Source organism: Alcaligenes sp. GCM10023179 (genome assembly GCF_042653705.1).
GTDB lineage: Bacteria > Pseudomonadota > Gammaproteobacteria > Burkholderiales > Burkholderiaceae_B > Alcaligenes > Alcaligenes phenolicus.
The window spans coordinates 1,181,903-1,202,153 of the sequence record NZ_JBHSIQ010000001.1 but is presented as its reverse complement, the minus strand read 5'-3'; the positions used below and the strand labels follow the sequence as shown (position 1 = coordinate 1,202,153).

Genomic DNA, 20,251 nt, shown 5'->3' with positions numbered 1-20,251 from the left:
TATAGTTTGCTGGCGATGGAATCACCGCGGTAAGAGGCAAAGGACGCGTAACGGGTTCCTGCGCCGACCAGCCAACGTACAGGCCCATATTGACGACTCACGACAAGGAGCGTTCTCATGACACGGGCTGCCCTGGATATTGAGAATCTGTACGCCTGGCACCGAGAGTTCCCGCTCTTGCGCGGTTTGAATTTGCAGGTCGCTTCCGGCGAAATCTGCACTGTCTTGAGCCGCAACCGGGCCGGCCGCAGCGCCATGCTACGCGCCATCGTGGGTTTAACGGATAGCCGCCGCGGCTCCATCCGTATCCAAGGCACCGAAGCCATTCACCTGAACCAGCATCAGCTGGCAGATCTGGGCGTGGGCTACAGCCCCTACGAACAAAGTATTTTTACCGGCTTGAGCTGCGAGGAAAATCTCCTGCTGCCACCTGCCATAGGCACAGCCCTGGGTGGTGGAATGTCGCTGGTACAAATCTATGAACTATTGCCCAGTCTGGAGCAGCGTCGCCACCATATGGCTACCCACCTGTCTACTGGGGAACAAAAGATACTGGCGATTGCGCGCTTGCTGCGCACGGGTGTGAATCTGCTGCTTCTGGACAAGGTATCCGAGGGCTTGGCCCCGGTGCAGGCCCAGACACTGAGCAAGTTGATCTGCACGCTGCGCAATGAGGGCTACACCATTGTGCTGGCCGAACAATGCCCGCAGTTCTCGGCAGAGTTCAGCGATCAGTTTCATGTGCTGGAACAAGGGCAAATTATCGAGCGATTCAGCCGCAACGAATTAAGCCATAAATACGAAGCCCTGCACGCACTCCTGAATGTATGAGCACTTGATTCGCCAAGCTCCAAACCTGCGTCTTCCCCCTGCTTGTCCTTGCCTGGAAGGCAGGTACAGGATCCCAATAAACAGGCATCCCGAAAAGTGGAAAAATGCCCAGAAATAACCGGACGGGTTCCAAGGCTTTCCATTTCCGGGCTGTTACCAGGTGATGCTAAAAACAGACATAGCGGCCAAATTGGCCCCGCATGAATTCTGCTTACTTGATCTACAACAAGGTCAGGCGGCCAACTACCTCTGAAGCTTGCTTTGGATCAAATCCGCAGGCCCAGCCCTCATGCACTCTGTAGGCTTTACACACACCTACGGAGCTCCTATGAAATCCCGCCACTTGATTCCAGGTCTGCACCTGTCCTTGCTTGCTGTTGGACTGGCCGCTGTTTTGTACGCGCCTCAAGGCCAAACACACGAAGCGGGTGATTTCTTGCTCAAAGGTGGCGTGACCTGGGTATCCCCAAAATCCAATAACGGCTCTGTGGCTGACGGCACCGTCAAGCTGGACGTAGGCAATAATGCTCGCCCCAGCTTCTCGCTGACCTACATGGCCACCCGCAATATTGGTATTGAGCTGCTGGGCGCTTTCCCCTTCCAGCACAATATCGACAGCAATCTGGGTCGTATCGGCAAGACCAAGCACTTGCCCCCAACCCTGAGCCTGCAATACCACTTCCTGCCTGACAGCGACTTCCAGCCCTATGTGGGTGTGGGTGTGAACTACACCATGTTCTTTGACACCGAGTCGCGCGGTGCTCTGGCGGGTTCCGACCTGAAGCTGAAAAACAGCTGGGGTTTTGCAGCCCAGGTCGGTGTGGATTACAAGCTGGACAAGAACTGGTTCCTGAATGCTGACGTGCGTTACATCAGCATCCGCCCAGACGTGAAGCTGAACGGCCAGTCCATTGGCAAAGCCAAGCTGGACCCCGTGGTTGCCACCATCGGGGTCGGCTACCGCTTCTAAGCTGTCGCCTCTTCCTGCTCGCGTTTGCCCTGCCCCAAGCCCAGATAGCTTTCTATCACTCGGGGATTATGAGCCAGGTCAGACGCGGGCCCTTGCAGCACCACATCGCCCGTCTCCAGAACATAACCGTAGTCAGCCACTTGCAAAGCGGCACGAGCGTTTTGCTCGACCAGCAAGATGGCCACGCCGGTACTGCGCAGTCGGGCAATGATCATGAAGATCTCCCGCACCACACGCGGCGCCAGGCCCAGACTGGGTTCATCCAGCATCAGCACTTTGGGTTGCGCCATCAAGGCACGGCCTACGGCCAGCATCTGCCGCTCCCCGCCTGACAAAGTCCCTGCCAGCTGTGTACGACGCTCTTTCAAGCGGGGAAACAAGGTGTAGACCTTGTCCATGGTGTCGCGCCAACCGGGATGGCGGGCACGATACAGGCGAAAACCGCCCAGCAGCAGATTGTCTTCTACTGTCATGCTGCCAAACAGCTCGCGACGCTCTGGCACCAGGGAAATACCGGCCGCAACGCGACGCTCCACTTCCCAATGGCTGATCTCCTGCCCTTCGTACTGCACCGAGCCTGTGCTGCGGCCCACGCTAGGCAAGGAGCCCATCATGGAATTGAGCAAAGTGGACTTACCGGCGCCGTTGGCACCAATCACGGTCACAATGCTGCCGGCACGCACGTCCAGGCTGGCACCCATCACCGCACTGACTTTGCCGTACTGAGCCGCCAGATTGTCTACCTTCAGAATAATGTCTTTCGATTGTGCCGAACTCATAGCGCTGCTCCTGCCGAGGCGGGCTCATTGACCTGATCCAGATCCAGGTCGTCATCAATACCACCCAGGTAGGCTTCCAGCACGGCTGGATTTTCCTGAATTTCCTTGGGCAAACCTTCGGCCAGCTTGGTGCCAAAGTCCATGACCACCAGCTTGTCCGTCAAATTCATGACAAAGTCCATGTCATGCTCCACCAGCAGAATGCTCATGCCTTCGCTACGCAGCTGATCCAGCACTTTGGCCAGTTCCTGCTTTTCCTTGTAGCGCAAGCCGGCAGCCGGTTCGTCCAGCAGCAAAAGCAGCGGATCAGAAGCCAGAGCACGGGCAATTTCCAGAATACGCTGTTGGCCCAGGGCCAGATTGCCCGCCTCTTCGTACAGGTAGTCACCCAGACCCACACGCTGCAGCTGAACAGCCGCTTCGTGCAACAGCTCGGCTTCGCTGCGACGCTCGGTATGCAGGACGGCGGACACCACACCGACATTCCGACGCAAGTGAGCGCCCAGTGCCACGTTCTCCAGAACCGTCATGGTAGGCAGCAATTGCACGTGCTGGAAAGTACGGCCCACGCCCAGACGAGAAATCTCGCGTGCAGGTTTGCCATCAATCCGCTGCCCCAGAAAGCTGACCTGACCACTGGTGGCCGACAGCACGCCGGTAATCAGGTTAAAGGTCGTGCTCTTGCCCGCACCGTTAGGACCGATCAGGCCCATGATCTGACCTGCATTCAAGGTGAAGCTGATGTCATTCACAGCCACCAGACCACCGAACTCCTTGCGAATCTTGTTCACTTCCAGAACCAGCGAACCGGCCTGCGGACGCTCACGTTGAGGCAAAGCCTCGGCTTGTGGGGGAGCAGCCTGATGACGCTTCTGTGCACCGAAAACCTGTTCCCAGGCCTTGTGCAGAATGGGCCACAAACCGTCGCGCGCGTACTGCAAGATCAGAACCATCAAGATGCCGAAAACGATCAGCTCGAAGTTGATGTCGGTATTGAGCAGCTTGGGCAACCAGTTCTGCAACTGGTCTTTCAGGCTCAGCACCAGGGCCGAACCCAGAACGGCACCCCAGACACTGCCTGCTCCGCCCAACACGGCCATGAACAGGTATTCAATACCGTAGTTCAAACCGAAGGGGCTGGGCGAGACGGCGCGCTGGTAGTGCGCGTAGAGCCAACCGGACACACAAGCCAGCAAAGCGGCGTAAACGAACACGATGACCTTGTAATTGGCCATGTTCACACCAAAGGACTCGGCCATGCCGCTGCCGTGCTTCAGAGCGCGAATAGCACGTCCGGGACGGGAGTTCAGCAAGTTACGCGTACCCCACATGGCCAGCAAGGCAAAGGCCCAGATCAGGTAGTAAATATCCCGACCGGAGGACAGGGAAATACCGAAGAACTCCAAAGGAGCAATACCGGAAATACCATCGTACTGCCCCAGGAACTCCAGGTTACCGAACAGGTAGTACAAGGCCAGACCCCAGGCCAAGGTACACAGGGGCAGGAAGTGACCGGACAAGCGCAGTGTGATCGCGCCCAGAATGTAGGCCACCATCATGGTAATGGCCATGCCAATCAGCAGATTGAACCAGGGCGACCAGCCCAGGCGAGCCGTCAGGTACGCCGTAGTGTATGCACCCAGGCCCACAAATGCAGCCTGACCAAAAGAAGTCAGACCACCCACGCCAGTCAACAACACCAGACCCAGCACGACCAAGCTGGTCAAGCCAATATAGTTAAGCTGGGTAATCCAGAATTCGGGCGTTGCGCCCAGCTGCGGCAAAACCAATAGAACCGCAATAAATAGTAGCGTCAGCCAGTGTCTCATGTGATTTACTCCTCATCATCCACGTGCTTGCTACCGAAGGAGCGCCACAACAACACCGGTATCACCATGGTAAATACAATAACTTCTTTGTAGGCACTGGCCCAGAAAGAGGAAAACGCTTCCAGTACACCCAGGAACAAAGCGCCCAGCAGGGTGACGGGGTAGCTGATCAGGCCGCCAAAGATTGCAGCCACAAAGCCTTTAAGACCAATCAAAAAGCCCGTGTCGTAGTAGATGGTCGTTACAGGCGCAATCAGCATGCCTGACAAGGCACCGATGGCCGCAGCCAGAGTGAAGGTCAGGGAGCCGGACATATTGGTGCTGATACCCACCAGACGGGCACCACGACGGTTCACCGCCGTTGCACGCAGGGCGCGACCGTAAAGGGTCTTACCAAAAAAGCCCCACAAGGCCAGAATCAGGACCACGCAAGCGCCCATCACAAAGAAGGTTTGAGCGGACCAGCTCACTGCACCCAGGGACACTTCACCTTCCATGAAGGGAGGCGTGCGCCAGCCTTCCGGACCGAAGAACACCAGGCCCAGACCCGTCAGCGCGAAGTGCACGGCGACCGAGGTAATCAGCAGCACCAGCACACTGGCTTCGGCGATAGGCTGGTATACCAGGCGGTAGACCATAGGGCCCAGAGGAATCACCACCGCCAGCGAGAACAGCACGGCCACCCACAATGGCAGCTCCGAGCTGACAATGGCGGGAGCGGCAAAGTAAACCGCGACGGGGATCACGATATTGACCAGAAACTTGCGGGGCATGCCGGCCAGGCTGCGGCTGCGCAAGGCAGAGAGCAACTCCAGCAAGAACACCAGCGCACCAGCGATCAATAGCAAAATAACGGTTCCCGGCATGCGGCCATTGACCACAAAGGCCAGGGTCAAGGCGCCAAAGGTGACGAACTCACCTTGCGGGATAAAGATAACGCGGGTAACCAGGAAAACCAGAACCAGGGCGAGCCCGAGCAAGGCATAGATGGCGCCATTCAATATGCCATCCTGCAACAAAATTAAAGCGATGGTGGTATCCATGTCGGACAACATCCTGTACAACAAAAAGGGCAAAGGGCTTACGGCAAACGCAGGCCTGTAGCGGGAACGGGTGCCAGGCTCAGCCAGCACCCGCCTTGGAAAAAACCGGCTCTTGAGCCGGTTTTTGCCTGTCAGATATTACAGATCAGGCTGATACGTCCATTTACCGTCGACCACTTTCACAATCACGTGGGCACGCTTGTCCAGACCGGCGTGGTCCGTTGCAGACATATTGAACACACCTTGGGAAGCAGCCAGTTCCTTGGTTTGCTCCAGAGCATCACGCAGGGCTGCGCGGAACTCGGGGGTACCTGGCTTGGCGCCGGACTTCAGGGCTTCCGGAATGGCTTCGGTCACGAGCAGACCGGCATCCCACATGTGACCACCAAAGGTATTGATGGAACCAGCGCCGTATTTGGCTTCGTATTTTTCCTTGTAGTCCATGGCGGTCTTTTTCACCGAGCTGCTGTCAGGCAGTTGTTCGGCAACCAGCAAAGGACCGGCTGGCAAGATCATGTCGTTACAGTCTTTGCCACACACACGCAGCACGTCGCTGTTGGCGGCACCGTGTGTCTGGTAAATGATGCCAGCGTAGCCGCGACCTTTCAGTTCGCGCTGGGGCAAGGCAACAGGGGTGCCGGAACCGGCGATCAGAACGGCATCAGGCTTGGTGCCCAGCAGCTTCAGAACCTGACCGGTCACGCTGGTGTCGTTACGACCGTAGCGCTCGGCGCCCAGCACTTTGATGCCTTTGGCTTGAGCGGCTTCGGTAATCACGTTCAGCCAGCCGTCACCGTAGGCGTCGTTGTAGCCGATAAAGCCCAGGGTTTTGACGTTCTGCTTGACCATGGCATCAGCCAGGGCGCCAGCCATCAACTGGTCATTCTGAGGAGTCTTGAACACCCAGGTACGGGCGCCTTCCACAGGATCAACAATCTTGGCGTTGGCGGCCACACTGATCATGGGAGTCTTGGTTTCGCCGGCAACGTCCACCATGGCCAGGGAACCGGGGGTCACGGAAGTACCGATCACCACGTCCACTTTGTCATCGGTGATCAGCTTGCGCATATTGCGTACGGCTACGGTGGTATCGGTTGCATCGTCCAGAACGATGTACTCGATTTTCTGGCCGGCCACTTCAGTAGGCAGCAGGCTGACTGTATTGCGCTCAGGAATGCCCAGCGAGGCCGCCGGTCCTGTCGCTGCCACCGTCACACCCACCTTGATCTGCGCGGACACGGCCACGGGCAGGCTCAAGGCCAGGGCTGCAGCCAATGTCGTCAGGCGACCAGTAGTAATGCAGTTCATCCTTTTCTCCCAAATTTTGTTCATTGTTGTGGACCGATTCAACGGTCAAAAAATCGTAATACAGATAATCACCAGCACATACCAGAAACGTATCAAGTCACGAGAATTTCAGATATTGGTGTTTACCTTAAATATTAAAAGTTTAAATAGTGCACTAACTAAAGTGATAGCTCACTAATTAAGTGCCCTGTGCCGCGATTTTCTTCACTGGAGAGCCTACTGGAGGTCAGGAAGATCTGCACTTTGGAACCCTCTGTTCCAAACGCACTCTAATTGTCGATTACTATGTAGGACTGCACCTCCTGTAGGCATTGAACTGTTTTTCATAAGGCAGCACACGTGGAAAAAGTACGTAAAACAGACGCTGAGTGGCGCGCCCAGCTCAGCCCCGAAGAATTCTATGTCACCCGTCAGAAAGGGACGGAGCGCCCCTTTACCGGCCGCTACTGGGACACCACCACGCCCGGCATCTACCGCTGCGTCGGTTGCGGCACACCCCTGTTTGCCTCGGACACGAAGTTTGATGCCGGTTGCGGCTGGCCCAGCTACTTCACGCCCCTGAACCCGGACAATGTGCGCGAGGAGCTGGATACCAGTCACGGCATGCGCCGTACCGAAGTGCTTTGCAATGTCTGCGATGCTCATTTGGGGCACGTCTTTGAAGACGGTCCCCCACCCACTGGGCTACGATATTGCATTAACTCTCTATCCATGACTTTTGAACCCGAAGCATGAAGAAGCTCTTATTTGATCTATTCCCGCTCGTACTGTTCTTTCTGGCGTTTCGCTTCTCCGACATTTATGTCGCCACCGGCGTGGCCATGGCCGCCTCAGTCCTGCAGATACTGTGGCTGAAGCTCACCAGCAAGGCGATCGAGACCTCGCACTGGATCAATCTGGCCGTCATTGTGGTCTTTGGCGGTGCCACCCTGTTTTTCCACAATGATGTCTTCATCCGCTGGAAACCCACGGTGCTGTACTGGATCTTTGCTCTGGTGCTGCTGGGCGGACGTTACCTGATGCATCGCAATCTGATGCAAAAATTCATGGGCACCCATCTGGTCTTGCCCGGCCATGTCTGGGACAAATTAAACCTGGTCTGGGCAAGCTTTTTTGTCGCCATGGGCCTGGTCAATCTGTACGTTGCCTTCTCGGGCCACTTTACCGAATCCCAATGGGTCAACTTCAAGGCCTTCGGCCTGCTGGGTTTGATGCTGGTGTTTGTCGTTGCCCAATCCTTGTGGCTGGGCCGCTACCTGCAAGACTCTTCCGACAACTCCACTCCCCCAAAATCCTGATTTCACCATGACAGACGCACTTGCTTCCCTGATTCACGAACGGCTCCAGACACTGGAACCGTCGGAGCTGGACATCATCAATGAGTCCCATCTGCACGCTGGCCACGCCGGTGCACAAGGTGGTGCAAGCCACTTTCGGGTGATCATCGCCTCGAAACAATTTGATGGAATTTCAACACTGGCACGACACAGACTTGTGTATGATCGCGTCCACGATCTAATGCCTTTCCCGATTCACGCATTGGCTATTCAAGCCAAAACCACCGCTTAAGGATGCTCATGAAACGTATTGCCGCATTTGCCCTGACCTGCGCTATGGCTGCTCCCGTCTATGCACAGACGATTGCCACCGTAAACGGCAAAAACCTCACGCAAAAAGACCTGGATCAGTTCGTCGCCGTTCTGGTCGAGCAAGGCGCCAAGGACTCGCCCGAGCTGCGTGAGCAAGTCAAACAGGAAATGGTCAACCGTCTGGCTGTGGTGCAAGCCGCTGAAAAAGCCGGTATCGACAAGACCAACCAGGTTCAGCAAGAGCTGGAACTGGCCCGCCAGAGCATTCTGGTCCGTGCCCTGATGGCTGACTACCTGAAAAAGAACCCCGTCACCGACGCCGACCTGACCAAGGAATACAACACCATCAAGGCGATGGAAGAAGGTCAGCAGGAGTACAAGGTGCGCCACATTCTGGTCAAGGACGAAGCTGCCGCCAAAGATTTGCTGGCCAAGATCAAGTCCAAGAAAATCAGCTTTGCTGATGCCGCCAAGAAAGACTCCATCGACACCGGCAGCGGCCAGCAAGGCGGCGATCTGGGCTGGGCTCCTAGCTCCACCTACGTGCCCGAGTTCGCTCAGGCTGTAGAGAAGATGAAAAAAGGCGAGCTGAGCGCTGCACCTGTGCAGTCGCAGTTTGGCTGGCACATCATCCAGGTGGACGATGCTCGCCCTGTGACCTTCCCCGCCATGGCCGAAGTGAAGCCTCAGCTGGAAGAAATGATGCGTCAGCGCAAGCTGGCTGAGTACCAGCAGAAAATCCTGAAAGAAGCCAACATCAAGTAATGGCTTTGCAGGCCGCTTTATCATCCCGATAAGGCGGCTTGCAGGAAAAACAAATATGGCGCCTCAATGGCGCCATATTTGTTTGTTGTGCAGGTCGTTCATGCGGTAATTAAAAGCCCAGATCACTGCTGAACCACCACCAGGACTATTCAACGCGCATTAAAACAAAAGGCAGTGCGTGCTTAGCGCACTGCCTAAAAGTCGAAAAATAGCTACCAGAGCAAATATCCTGCTGACTCATAGACTCTTGGCAAAAAAGCTAAGCCTGCAAGGTGGCAGAACTTCACTTCTTCCCCTGCGCTATTCACCCGCCAGTAAAGCCAGGAACTGGGCTTCGTCCAGAATAGTCACGCCCAACTCCTGCGCCTTGGTGAGCTTGGAACCCGCCTCTGCACCTGCCAGCACATAGGCCGTCTTTTTGGAAACCGAGCCACTGGCCTTGCCCCCTGCTTCCAATACACGGCGTGTAGCTTCGTCCCGGCTCATACTGGGCAGCGTACCCGTAATGACCACCGTTTTGCCCGCCAACGGCAGATTAGCGCTATTGGCGCGGGCTTGCGCCTGTTGAGGTGTGACCCCAGCCGCCAGCAGCGCATCCAGGGCCTCACGATTATGCGGCTCCTGGAAAAAGTGCCGTACGGAAGCTGCTACAACCGGGCCCACCTCATTGACTTGCAGCAGCGCTTCTTCATCAGCCTGCTCCAAGGCTTGCAAGGAACCAAAATGCTGCGCCAGATCGCGCGCCGTGGTCTCACCCACATGGCGAATGCCCAAGGCGTAAATCAAGCGATTCAAAGCCGGCTCGCGCACTTTATCAATCGCCTCGATCAGATTCTCGGCCGATTTGCGTCCCATACGCTCCAGTAGCACCAACTTTTCGACTTGCAGCTTGAAGATATCGGCCAAGGTATGCACCAGCCCGGTTTCCACCAACTGATCCACCAGCTTTTCACCCAAGCCTTCAATATCCAGCGCTTTACGGCTGGCGGCGTGAATCAGGGTTTGCTTGCGCTGGGCAGGACAAATCAGACCACCAGTACAACGCCAGGCAGACTCCCCTTCCAGACGCTCCAGTGCCGACTGACAAGCGGGACACTCCTTGACCATCTCGAAAGGCACGCTGCTCTCAGGACGCTGCTCCAACACCACAGCAACCACTTCAGGGATCACATCACCGGCACGGCGTACCACGACGGTATCGCCTGCTCGCACATCTTTGCGACGCACTTCGTCTTCGTTATGCAGCGTGGCATTAGTGACTGTGACACCGCCCACAAACACCGGCTTCAAACGTGCGACGGGTGTGACAACCCCGGTACGGCCCACTTGAAACTCGATACTCTCCACACGCGTCATTTCTTCTTGGGCGGGGAATTTATGAGCAACGGCAAAGCGCGGCGCACGGGCCACATAGCCCAGAACACGCTGCGCAGCCAAAGAGTTGACCTTGTAGACCACACCGTCAATTTCAAAGGGCAAACCGGGACGACGTTGCTGGGTTTCACCATAGAAATCCAGCAGGCCCTGCACGCCCTTCACAACTTTACGGTCGCGGCTCAACGGCATACCCAGGCTTTCCAGCCAGTCCATCATGCCCGATTGGGTATCACGAGGTAGTGCCTCGCCAGCGGTTTCCACAAACAAGGCACTTTGCGGCTGATTCGCGGCAGGCATGGGGCTGACCTCACCCCAACCATAGGCAAAAAAGCGCAAAGGCCGTTTAGCAGTTATTTTCGGGTCCAGCTGACGCAAGCTGCCTGCGGCCGCATTGCGCGGATTCACAAATACTTTCTCGCCACGCTTGGTCTGGTTCTCGTTCAGGCGCTCAAAGTCCGCCCGGTTCATCAGAACCTCGCCTCGCACCTCCAGCACGGCAGGCAATTGTGCCGCATCGCCACGCAAGCGCAGAGGAATGGACTTGATGGTGCGAATATTGCTGGTGACGTCCTCGCCCGTGGTGCCATCACCGCGAGTCGATGCCTGTACCAACAGACCTTGCTCATAGCGCAAGCTGATCGCCAAGCCGTCAAACTTGTATTCGGCCAGATAATCTACCCGACGGTCCAGTCCCACCACACCTGCCTCGACCAGGGTATCGGCGACACGCTTGTCAAAGGCCTGAACTTCTTCAGCATCAAAGGCATTACCCAAGGACAGCATGGGGACAGCGTGCTGAACCGTATCAAAACCGTCCAGAGGCGCTGCACCCACACGCTGTGTGGGCGAGTCCGGAGTAATCCATTCCGGGTGCTCGGCTTCCAGCGCCAGCAGCTCGTTCATCAATGCGTCGTATTGCGCGTCCGAAATGCTGGGCGCATCCTGAACGTAATAGGCCCAGTTATGCTGGGCCAGTTCTTCATGTAACTGCTGTACTCGCTTCAAGCTCACGAAAAAATCCTGCCTGTACGTTCCTGGCCTGCTGTAAAGCCAGCCTGCTCCAGGCGTTCGTACAGATTACTTAGTTGTTCATCAATGTTTTGGTCGGTGCTCTCGGGCAAGGGGCGACCTTGATCATCCAGCACCACGCCGTCCAGACGGCTGGCCAGATCACGGGCCACCGTTGCCATGCGGCTGAAGGCATGATCGTCCGCCGGGCTGTTGGGCAAATCCAGCAGCAAGTCGATACGCTCAATGCTGGCCGACTGAATATCTTTGGGCTGGACACCATCGAACATGGCGGTGAAACGAGGCTGTCCCGAATCTGCCAACCAGGCCAGTTGCTGGCCAAAGGGCAGAAAGCCGGCATCCTTGACCATTTGAATCACGGACGAGGCAGGCATGGGGCCAGGCAAGCGCACCGACACGCCCACCAGGGCATCCAGATCAGCGCAGGTATTATCCAGGGCAGCCGCACGACGCAGCACATCATCCTGTTCCGGACCTTCTACCGAACCATCAAACTGCTGTGCCAGCGCTTGCGCAGCCATCCAGACCTGCGACCACTCAATCGCCGACAAGGGGCCACTACGGTTGGCCAGCAAAACGGCAATCTGCATGCTGGCGTAGGACTCGCCCGAACGCAGGCGAGCACGATGACCGCCCCCTTCGCATTCCGCGAAATAACGCACAGGCTTGGCACCGGTACGCGATACCGATTGCAAGGCCTGAGCCAGATCCTGAGCATCCACGGGCTGGCTGAAACTGATATCGATAACGGCCTCGGTCGTGCAGTCGGCCTCGGCCGCATCGTGCTCACCGTCAGCAGACGCAGAATCGCCGCCACGCGTCATGCTGGGCTCGCGGCGCTCCAGCTCGGTGAGCTGGCTCATCAAGGGATCGGTATCCCCATCCGGGAATTGGCTTTGCATCTGCTGGCGCACTCGGCGGTCTTGCCACCAGTTAAAGACCACCACGAGCAAGATGAGCAAAATGCCCAATAAAATCAGTGCGATTTGCAAATCACTCATTGTCAGTTCCGTCGAATCAACACTAGCGGATTAAAAAAAACAGGCTTACACACTGCTCATTTGCATGGCAGCGTCTACGTCCACTGCCACAATTCGGGATACACCTTGCTCTTGCATGGTGACCCCGATCAGTTGTTTGGCCATCTGCATGGCAATTTTATTGTGAGAAATAAATAAAAACTGGGTTTGGTCACTCATGCTGGCCACCAGATTGGCATAGCGTTCGGTATTCGCATCATCCAGTGGCGCATCCACCTCGTCCAGCAAACAAAAGGGTGCGGGATTGAGCTTGAAGAAGGCAAAAACCAGCGCTGTCGCTGTCAATGCCTTTTCACCACCAGAGAGCAAATGAATCGTGCTATTGCGCTTGCCTGGTGGCTGAGCCATGACCTGCACCCCAGCTTCCAGCACTTCATCGCCCACCATCGTCAGTTTAGCCTCTCCACCACCAAATAGCCTTGGGAAAAGCTCGCCAAAGTGCTGATTAACGATGTTGAATGTTTCCATGAGCAACTGGCGCGTCTCGCGGTCAATCTTGCGAATCGCATCTTCCAGAGTCTCGATGGCATCACTCAAATCTTTATGCTGAGCATCCAGATAGGTCTTGCGTTCCTGGGCCGTAGTCAGCTCCTCAAGGGCCGCCAGGTTCACCGGACCCAGGCCTTCAATCTGGCGCGAGATGCGCTGCACTTCAGACTGCAACCAGCCCACACGCTGCCATTCCGGTGTCTTTTCCTGTAACAAGCTCCACAGTTCGGAACGGTTTACCTTTCTGCTGTCCAGCTGTTCAGCAAACTGTTCGACCGCCAGACGCGACGCTTGTTCCTGCAACTGCAATTCAGTGACTTGCTCGCGCAAGGGGGCCAGATTCTTTTCGTTCTCGGCACGGGCCTGTTCATGCTCACGCAATTGGGCAGCCAGCGTATCGAGTTGAATTTTTGCCAGACGAACGGCTTCTTCACGTTCGGCACGCAACTCCAGGGCATCTTGTAAACCGGCTTGTGCGGCGGACGCATCCAGATCCAGCAGTTCGCCTTGCAAACCCTCCAGCTGACCGGCCGTGCGTTGTGCCTGCTCCTGCGCCAGGGCCAGATTGCGCTGCAGTTCGGCCATGCGCTGCACCAAAGCACGCTCGGCAAATTGGGCATCATGCACGGCGCGCTCACGCTCGTGTACGGTACGGCGGGCCTGTTCTGCCTGTTCGGCGCCCTTCTCGCCTTCCATCTGCGCTTCGGCAAACACGCCCTGATGTTCGGCCAGCTCTTCATCCAGCGTTTCAAAGCGGGCCTCGAACTCCTCGCGGTTCGCCTGCAGCTCTTCGCGCTGTACTGCCAGTTCTTCCAGCTCTTCGTTGATGCGACTACCACGCTCTTGCGACTGCTGCGCCTGTTGGGCCAACTTGGAGTGCTCCAGCTGCACATCGTGCATCCGAGCTGTCAGCTCGCCCACGCGGGCCCGGGCCGGAACCAGGCCGTTACGCACTTGCTGCAAGGCCATTTCGGCCTGGGTGCTGGTATGGCCCAGTTCATCGACAATCAGTTGAGCGCCGCGCAGCTCGCGCTCCAGATGAGCAATTTCCTGCTGACGTGCCAGCATCCCGGCTTGTTCGGAGTCGGGTGCATAAAAGCGAATGCTGTGCTTATCCACCAAATGGCCGTCACGCACCACGATTGCCATTTGATCTGTCAGTTGATCGCGCAAGCTCAGGGCCTGCTTCAAATCCTGACAGACATAAACCTGGTGCAACCAATTATCCAGCAAGCTGCGCAAGCCACCCTCTTGCTGTCGCAACACCGAAGTCAACAAGGGTAAATCCAGGGCAGGCTTGGCCGGCGCTCCCGCCTCGGGCAACTGATAAAAACTTAAACGGGCCGGTGGTGCATCACTGGCGAAAGCTGCGGCCATATCCAGGCGGCGCAGCTCCAAGGCCGTCATGCGCTCGCGCAGCACAGCCTCCAGCGCGGTTTCCCAACCTTTTTCCACGTCCAGGCTTTGCCATAGACGCTTCATGCTCTCCAGTCCATGCTTGGCCAGCCAGGGTTCCAGAGTTCCCTTGCGCGCCACATCCTCCTGCAAACGACTCAAGGCCAGATGACGTGCTTCCAGACGGGCCATATCCTGCCCGCCTTGCAAGGCTTGCTCCTGCGCCTTCTTGCGCTCCTCTTCCAGTCGAGGAAGCTGGGCCTCCAGATGCTGCATATGTTCCTGAGCTTGCTGCAACTGATTTTGCAGCATGTTCAGATCGCCTTGCAGGCGCTCCAGATTGTCCGGGTCCGGGGCATTGAGTTCGCGCAATTCCTGCTTCAAGCGCTCCTGACGCTGCTCCACGCCTTGGATCTGACGGTCGGCATCACGCTGCGATTGTGCAGCCAGGGCCAAGTTCTGCTCCAGACGAGCCAAAGCCATGCGCATTTCGTCGCGACGCTGGGCTTGCTCGCGTACACGCAACTCCAGATCGGGTAAGGCTCCTTGAGCCTCTTCCAGCAAAATCTGTAATTCTTCCAGCTTGAGTGCTGCTTCCTCGCGTTGCTGCTCGCTATTTTCCAGCTCCAGCTGGCAGTGTTCCTGTTGTTCAATCCAGTCGTGCTGCTGTTGTTCCAGCTGCTCACGGCGCTGCGCCATACGGCTGCGCGAATCCAGCACGTGGCGAATTTCTGCTTCCAGGCTGGACACTTGAGAGCCCGCCTCATACAACTGGCTTTGCGCCAGATGCAAGGCATCGCCAGCCTGTAAATGAGCTTGTCGCTGCGACTCCAACGTGGATTCGGCATGCCGCAAACCGGCAATGGATTCTTCCAGCTTGGTCTGAGCCTGTTCAATCGCCAGGAAACGGGCTTTTTGATCGCTCTGTGCATTGGACTCTTTCAGCAGCCACAGCAGGTTTTGCTTGAGCTCACCGTCTTGCTGCAAGTCACGATACTGGCGTGCCACTTCGGCCTGCGCCTGCAATTTCTCCAACTGCGCATCCAGTTCTCTTTGAATGTCTTCCACTCGCAGCAGGTTTTCACGGGTATCGCGCAAGCGGCTTTCTGTTTCGCGACGACGCTCCTTGTAGCGCGACACGCCTGCGGCTTCTTCCAGAAACACACGCAGTTCTTCCGGCTTGGCTTCAATCAGGCGGTTGATCATGCCCTGCCCGATGATGGCGTAACCCCGCGCCCCCAAGCCCGTACCCAGGAAGATGTCGTGAATATCACGCCGGCGAACAGCCTGATTGTTCAGAAAGTAGCTGCTGGTCCCGTCGCGGCTCAGGACACGCCGTACCGAGATCTCGGCATAAGTGCTCCACTGACCCGAGGCCCGCCCTTCAGAATTATCGAAAACCAGCTCAACCGATGCGCGGCCCGCCGGTTTGCGTTGCGAGGAGCCATTGAAAATCACGTCCTGCATGGACTCGCCACGCAGCTCGGAGGCTTTGCTCTCGCCCAGCACCCAGCGCACCGCATCGATGATGTTGGATTTTCCACAGCCGTTGGGCCCGACAACGCCAACCAACTGACTGGGAGTTGGGATGGAGGTCGGGTCCACAAAGGATTTGAAACCAGCTAGTTTGATCTGGGTTAGACGCACAGGGTAGAAGTCAGCTCAGAAAAGACCAATTTGAACAGGCGCACAGGCGCATCTTGATCTGCCCGGCACCGCGAGTCGTATGATACCGCAGCACCTGCCACCCACAGCAAAACACGCCAAAAAACAAATGAAAACCACGGCACGGCTGCTGGGATGATAAGGCAGTAAACTCCCCCTTGCCGTCAAGTCCTGTTTACCCTGCTTGGCAAGCAGGACAAGAGTGTCAGACAGGGCATTTACAATAGCGCTTTGCCAGCGCCCGCCCGGCCAGAAAATCCGCGCAGACAGATAGCCGCAATGAATTTCTGATACCACTGCCCCCGCAGTCCCTGTTATTCTTGCTCCCCATCTCTCTTCGTAAATTTCACACCGGCTCAGGCTTGGTCAGAAAAACCATGAGGAGCCGCCTTGAAAAAGCTCCCCAGGCCTGACACCTGGCTTTGATTCGTGCTCTGCAGTCTCGAGACTGCACCTATGGGCACACGTATTCGGGATGTATTTTGAATAAAGGATTTTATCTGGTCATGGCCGCGCAGGCATTGTCGTCAGTTGCCGACAATGCCTTGCTGATTGCCGCCATCGCCCTGATCGCTGACCTGCACGGACCTATCTGGATGGTCCCCATGATGAAATGGTGGTTTGCGCTGTCCTACGTGCTATTGGCCGCTTTTGTAGGGGCCTTTGCCGACTCGTATCCCAAGGGCCGGGTGATGTTCGCCACCAATGCCATCAAGCTGATAGGCTGTATGTTGATGTTCTGCCACCAGTACTTTGGCATGAACGACTCCCAGCAGCTGGTTCTGGTCTTTGTCTCCTACACCATGGTAGGTATCGGTGCTGCTGCCTACTCTCCCGCCAAATACGGCATCGTCACCGAAATGCTCAAGCCCGAACAGTTGGTCAAGGGCAATAGCTGGATTGAAGGGCTGACCGTTCTGTCCATCATCGGCGGCACCGTGCTGGGCGGCATTCTGATCAACCCGTCGATCGCCAGTTCGCTGGCCGAACACCCCCTGATTGCACCTTTGGCCCAGACGCGTGCCGAAGTCGCTATCTTGCTGATTTCCTTTATCTACCTGTCGGCAGCGCTGTGCAACCTGCTGATTCCCCGCACCAATATCGACTACCCGCCCCAACAAAAGAACCCCATTCTGCTGCTCAAGGAATTCCGTACCTACGTACATATTCTGTGGCGTGACAAGCTGGGCCAGATCTCGCTGGCGGTAACCACTTTATTCTGGGGGGCCGGTGCCACACTGCAATTCATTGTGATCGAATGGGGCGCTCAACATCTGGGCTACCGTCTGGACCAGGCCTCGGTGCTGATGGGCGTAGCCGCATTGGGTACGGTCTTTGGCGCCGTTTTTGCAGCCCGCGTTCCCCTGAAGAAATCACTGGCCGTTCTGCCAGTGGGCGTGGCAATGGGCTTTGTGGTTCTGCTCATGCCCTTGGTACACGAAAAATGGGCGGTCTACACCCTGCTGATGGGCATTGGCGGCTTGTCCGGCTTTTTCGTCGTTCCCATGAATGCCCTGCTCCAACATCGCGGGCACGTCATGTTGTCGGCCGGTCACTCCATTGCCGTGCAGAACTTCAATGAACAGTTGAACATTCTGTTCATGCTGGCGCTGTACAGCCTGCTGCTGTGGCTGCGTTTGCCCATCAACTACATCATTGTGTTCTTTGGCCTGATGGTAGCGTCCTTGATGACGGTATTCATCATCTGGAAAAACGCCAATCTGCGCGCGCACCCCGAGCTGGAAGCCTGCATAGGCCAGGAAGGTCATGGGCAGGCCTTGACGGCCAAGTAAGGGACAGCCCCAAAAAGGCACTACACCCCAAAAGTTGGACATGAATCCAATCTTTGGGGTGTTTTTCCATGATGACGTCTGACGAAGCAACTAAGCGCTAAAAGCCACCTGCAAGAACTGAGATCAGGACTGGCCCTGCAACTCGCGCAGCAAGGACAAATCCCGCCAGGCATTGGCTTTGTGCTGCGGGCGCAGCAACAGCGAGGCAGGATGGTAAGTCACCACCAAAGGCAGGCTACGACCCTGGGCATCGGTATACGTCAGGGCCTGGCCCCGCAAAGCCTCCAGATCTTCATCACGACCACTTAATGCCACCGCCGCCAAATGGCCAACGGCCAGCAAGCGACGTGGCTGTACCAAGCGAATCTGCGCATCCAGAAAGGCCCGACACGCGGCCAGTTCCTCTTGGGTAGGTGGACGGTTGCCCAAGGGGCGGCATTTCACCAGATGCGTTTTATAGACCGAAGCATCAGGAATCGCGCTATTGAGCATGGCTTGCAAAAGCAGCCCGGCTTTGCCGTCAAAAGGCTGGGCGCTGCGATCATCACTGGTGCCCGGCGCTTCACCAATAATCATCCAGTCCGGTTCAGATAAGAGTTCTGAACCAAATACCACTTGAGCGCGGCCCGTATGCAAACCGCATTCCTGACAAGCCTGTACCTGCTCCAGCAAGCTGGCCATATCCTGGGCTTTTTCGGGCTGAATCAGTACAGCAGGCCGCTGCACGACCTCCTCCACAGGAGCCGCTGCAACAGGTCGAGCGCCGGATTTACGCAAAACTGCTAGCGCCTGATCACGCGCCGACATGGCATCAGTAGCCGCTGCGGGAGCTGAAACAGGCGCGGGGCTGCCTGCATCACCCAGATTTCGCCCTGCCAACTGAGCCGTTTGCGGTGCCGCTGCGGCCTCTTGCGCAGGGGCTGCGGCAATGGCGGCGGATTGCACCAGAGGCTGTGCCTGCGGCAGACGCGCCAGAAAAGCACGCTCCAGCCCCAACTCCAAAAGCCAGGTGCACTGCAAAGGAGAGATAGGCTGAAAATCGATCATGCCCCTGCCTTGCTGGCCAGATTCAGACTCATCAAGACCGCGTCTTCACGCTGTCCATCGCCCAGCGGATAGTAGTTTTTACGCAGACCATCCGCCTTGAAACCGTACTTCTGATACAAGCCAATAGCTGGCGCATTCGAGGCCCTCACTTCCAGAACCACGCGTTCCAGCTGATGCTGACGAGCCCACTGCAGGCCGTCATCCAGCAATTGCCGAGCCAGACCGCGCCGCTGCTGTTCAGGGGCCACCCCAATCAGCAAGAGTTCGATCATATCGGGAGCTTGCAGCCAGATGGCATAGCCTTGCACCTGGCCTTGTTTATGAATGATTCGGGAGCAGTACGCGCTATTGCCCAGGGCGTCCGTGAAGTTGCCAGCCGTCCAGGGATGGCTTTCCACACGACGTTCAATATCCAGCACGGCGGACACATGCCCGGCCTGCATGGCTTCAATTTGTAGAGGTTGATCCAGAGCCGCCGGGTTTCCGCCCAGGCCCTGCTCACGCTCCTGGATGGTGTAGGCGACTTTCTCGCGCACATACAGCGGCATGGCCAGATCCGGGGAGATCCCCCGTCCTTCATCCAGATCATGCAGAGCCAAATGCGCCACGCTGGCACCTGTTGCACGCCATGTCTGGCCCACTTCCCAACCCTGCGCAACGATAGCTGGGGCCAGATCAGGAAACTGCTCCAATGCGTCACCGACGACTTGAATAGGCTGCTGCTCTGCGATCAAACCCTCAGCCTGCAAACGGGCGATCCAGGTAGTGACCTGCGCGGCATCCAGCAAGACCGGGCTTTGCAGCACAGACCAGGACTTCTCAGCTGTCCAGCAGTACACAGCCGCGTAGACCTCTTGCATGCGCGCATCCTGTGCCACCACATAGGCTGTGCCCTCTACAGGCGTACCGCAAGCAGCAGCCGCCAGTAAGGAGGAAACGGGCAGCACCGGCAAATCTAGAGCAAAAGCCATACCTTGAGCTACACCACAGGCCACGCGCAGGCCGGTAAAACCGCCAGGGCCTTGGCCGAAAGCAATCGCCGTCAGAGCGTGCCTGTCCAGACCGGCCTGCTCCAGCAGTTGCTCGGCCATGGGCAAAAGGCGTTCGGCATGATCGCCAGTCCCCTCGTGGCTCAGCTCCACCAGCGAAATACCCGCTTGGGTGCGAGACAACAAGGTCAGTTCACAGAGATTGGAGGAAGTCTCCAGGGCAAGAATATGTGCATCCATCGCGCTATTTTAGTTTAAGCAGACTCAAAATAGGCAGCTCCCTGGGATCGGACAAGGACAAAGCAGTCCATCA

16 protein-coding genes are annotated in these 20,251 nt (G+C 56.8%); 7 read left to right on the top strand and 9 right to left on the bottom strand.

What is annotated here, in order from left to right; all coding sequences use genetic code 11:
- Positions 1 to 117: 117 nt before the first annotated feature.
- The gene (locus tag ACFPDR_RS05320) at positions 118 to 831 is read left to right on the top strand and encodes an ATP-binding cassette domain-containing protein (RefSeq protein WP_035272484.1); all 714 of its coding nucleotides are present in this window, start codon (positions 118 to 120) and stop codon (positions 829 to 831) included.
- A 328-nt stretch (positions 832 to 1,159) separates the two neighbouring features.
- Positions 1,160 to 1,801, top strand: a complete 642-nt coding sequence (locus ACFPDR_RS05315; RefSeq protein WP_009456629.1) for an OmpW/AlkL family protein — start codon at positions 1,160 to 1,162, stop codon at positions 1,799 to 1,801.
- Here the strand turns inward: ACFPDR_RS05315 and ACFPDR_RS05310 are convergent.
- The 4 genes from ACFPDR_RS05310 to ACFPDR_RS05295 form a co-directional block, all read right to left on the bottom strand.
- On the bottom strand, positions 1,798 to 2,580 hold the full coding sequence (locus ACFPDR_RS05310) for an ABC transporter ATP-binding protein (RefSeq protein WP_026483121.1): 783 nt from the start codon (positions 2,578 to 2,580) through the stop codon (positions 1,798 to 1,800). The genes ACFPDR_RS05315 and ACFPDR_RS05310 overlap by 4 nt on opposite strands.
- On the bottom strand, positions 2,577 to 4,409 hold the full coding sequence (locus tag ACFPDR_RS05305; RefSeq protein WP_052159445.1) for an ABC transporter permease subunit: 1,833 nt from the start codon (positions 4,407 to 4,409) through the stop codon (positions 2,577 to 2,579). Before ACFPDR_RS05305 ends, ACFPDR_RS05310 begins: the two co-directional genes overlap by 4 nt.
- 5 nt (positions 4,410 to 4,414) lie before the next feature.
- On the bottom strand, positions 4,415 to 5,452 hold the full coding sequence (locus ACFPDR_RS05300) for a branched-chain amino acid ABC transporter permease (protein ID WP_035272757.1): 1,038 nt from the start codon (positions 5,450 to 5,452) through the stop codon (positions 4,415 to 4,417).
- 138 nt (positions 5,453 to 5,590) lie between these two features.
- Positions 5,591 to 6,760 (bottom strand): ABC transporter substrate-binding protein, encoded by a 1,170-nt coding sequence (locus tag ACFPDR_RS05295; protein WP_009456635.1) that lies wholly within the window; start codon positions 6,758 to 6,760, stop codon positions 5,591 to 5,593.
- Positions 6,761 to 7,099: 339 nt separating this feature from the next.
- On the opposite strand from ACFPDR_RS05295, the gene msrB reads away from it, so the two are divergent.
- From msrB to ACFPDR_RS05275, 4 genes are read left to right on the top strand one after another with little or no spacing between them, the layout of a single operon-like run.
- Positions 7,100 to 7,495, top strand: a complete 396-nt coding sequence (gene msrB, locus ACFPDR_RS05290) for a peptide-methionine (R)-S-oxide reductase MsrB (RefSeq protein WP_009456637.1) — start codon at positions 7,100 to 7,102, stop codon at positions 7,493 to 7,495.
- Complete coding sequence (locus ACFPDR_RS05285) at positions 7,492 to 8,058, top strand: septation protein A (protein ID WP_009456639.1); 567 nt, start codon at positions 7,492 to 7,494, stop codon at positions 8,056 to 8,058. The genes msrB and ACFPDR_RS05285 overlap by 4 nt, the downstream gene beginning before the upstream one ends.
- Positions 8,059 to 8,065: 7 nt before the next feature.
- Positions 8,066 to 8,329 carry a BolA family protein gene (locus ACFPDR_RS05280; RefSeq protein ID WP_088450531.1) on the top strand — a complete coding sequence of 88 codons (264 nt, stop codon included), beginning with the start codon at positions 8,066 to 8,068 and terminating at the stop codon, positions 8,327 to 8,329.
- Between the two features lie 8 nt (positions 8,330 to 8,337).
- Complete coding sequence (locus tag ACFPDR_RS05275) at positions 8,338 to 9,114, top strand: peptidylprolyl isomerase (protein WP_026483124.1); 777 nt, start codon at positions 8,338 to 8,340, stop codon at positions 9,112 to 9,114.
- Between the two features lie 300 nt (positions 9,115 to 9,414).
- Here ACFPDR_RS05275 and ligA read toward each other — a convergent pair whose 3' ends face one another.
- From ligA to smc, 3 genes are read right to left on the bottom strand one after another with little or no spacing between them, the layout of a single operon-like run.
- Positions 9,415 to 11,502: an NAD-dependent DNA ligase LigA gene (ligA, locus tag ACFPDR_RS05270; protein ID WP_376910752.1), complete on the bottom strand. Its 2,088-nt coding sequence runs from the start codon at positions 11,500 to 11,502 to the stop codon at positions 9,415 to 9,417.
- Positions 11,499 to 12,521 (bottom strand): cell division protein ZipA C-terminal FtsZ-binding domain-containing protein, encoded by a 1,023-nt coding sequence (locus ACFPDR_RS05265; protein ID WP_021446882.1) that lies wholly within the window; start codon positions 12,519 to 12,521, stop codon positions 11,499 to 11,501. The genes ligA and ACFPDR_RS05265 overlap by 4 nt, the downstream gene beginning before the upstream one ends.
- 45 nt (positions 12,522 to 12,566) lie before the next feature.
- Positions 12,567 to 16,091 (bottom strand): chromosome segregation protein SMC, encoded by a 3,525-nt coding sequence (gene smc, locus ACFPDR_RS05260; protein ID WP_376910751.1) that lies wholly within the window; start codon positions 16,089 to 16,091, stop codon positions 12,567 to 12,569.
- Positions 16,092 to 16,591: 500 nt separating this feature from the next.
- Between smc and lplT the strand changes: the two genes are divergently transcribed.
- Complete coding sequence (gene lplT, locus ACFPDR_RS05255; RefSeq protein WP_376910750.1) at positions 16,592 to 17,902, top strand: lysophospholipid transporter LplT; 1,311 nt, start codon at positions 16,592 to 16,594, stop codon at positions 17,900 to 17,902.
- A 123-nt stretch (positions 17,903 to 18,025) separates the two neighbouring features.
- Here lplT and ACFPDR_RS05250 read toward each other — a convergent pair whose 3' ends face one another.
- Positions 18,026 to 18,949, bottom strand: a complete 924-nt coding sequence (locus ACFPDR_RS05250) for a uracil-DNA glycosylase (RefSeq protein WP_376910748.1) — start codon at positions 18,947 to 18,949, stop codon at positions 18,026 to 18,028.
- Entirely contained in the window at positions 18,946 to 20,178 is a 1,233-nt protein-coding gene (gene tsaB, locus ACFPDR_RS05245) for a tRNA (adenosine(37)-N6)-threonylcarbamoyltransferase complex dimerization subunit type 1 TsaB (RefSeq protein WP_376910747.1), read from the bottom strand. Before tsaB ends, ACFPDR_RS05250 begins: the two co-directional genes overlap by 4 nt.
- Positions 20,179 to 20,251: the final 73 nt, after the last annotated feature.